1 protein-coding gene is annotated in these 1,046 nt (G+C 69.9%); it reads left to right on the top strand.

What is annotated here, in order from left to right; all coding sequences use genetic code 11:
* The coding region (locus tag ACFV9T_RS42730) for a condensation domain-containing protein (RefSeq protein ID WP_385449292.1) at window positions 1-1,046 on the top strand (1,046 nt) is incomplete at both ends.

Here is a 1,046-nt window from a genome sequence, read left to right on the forward strand (position 1 = left end):
CAGGCGCGGGTGGCGGGTGAGGTGCCGCGGTGGTCGCCGCTGCCGGTGCAGTACGCCGACTACGCGCTGTGGCAGCGTGAACTCCTCGGCTCCGAGGACGATCCCGACAGCCTGATCTCCCGGCAGATCGACTACTGGACGACCCAGCTCTCCGGTATCCCCGCCGAGATCACCCTCCCCGCCGACCGCCCCCGCCCCACCGCCCCTTCCCGCGTCGGTGGCCGGTTCGAGTTCGGGCTCTCCGCGGAGACGCACGCCATGGCCCTGGAGGTCGCGCGGCAGAGCGGTGCCACGGTGTTCATGGTGCTGCAGTCGGCGCTGGCGCTGCTGCTGTCCCGCTTCGGTGCGGGCGAGGACGTGCCGGTCGGCACCCCGATCGCTGGGCGCAGCGACGACGCGGTGGACGACCTGGTCGGTCTGTTCATCAACACCCTGGTCCTGCGCACCGACCTGTCCGGCGATCCCACTTTTGGGGAGCTGCTCGGCCGGGTCCGGGAAACCGCTCTGGGCGCGTACGCCCACCAGGACCTGCCCTTCGAACGTCTCGTCGACCTCATCAACCCCGAACGCTCCCTCTCCCGCCACCCCCTCTTCCAAGTCATGCTCACCCTCAACAGCGTCGGCCGTGCCGACGTGGCCGGGCCGACCGAGGCGCTGGAGGTGACGGAACAGCGCATCGACGCCGGCGCCGCACGTCACGATCTGTCCTTCGTGCTCGGAGAGCAGCGCAACGCCTCCGGTGCGCCCGTGGGCATTCACGCCGTACTCGACTACAACACCGACCTCTTCGACCCGGCCTCCGCCGAGCGGCTGGCCGGGAGCTTCGTGGGCCTGTTGGACACGGTGCTGGGCTCGCCTGATGTGCCGGTGCGTCGGGTGGATGTGCTGGTGGGCGATGAGCGTCGGCGTGTGCTGGAGGAGTGGAACGATACGGCGGTGGAGGTGCCGGGTGTTTCGCTGCCGGTGTTGTTCGAGGAGCAGGTGGCGGCTGTTCCCGGTGCGTGGGCGGTGGCGTGTGGTGAGGTGTCGCTGTCCTATGGGGAGTT

Source organism: Streptomyces sp. NPDC059850 (assembly GCF_042731515.1).
Lineage (GTDB): Bacteria > Actinomycetota > Actinomycetes > Streptomycetales > Streptomycetaceae > Streptomyces.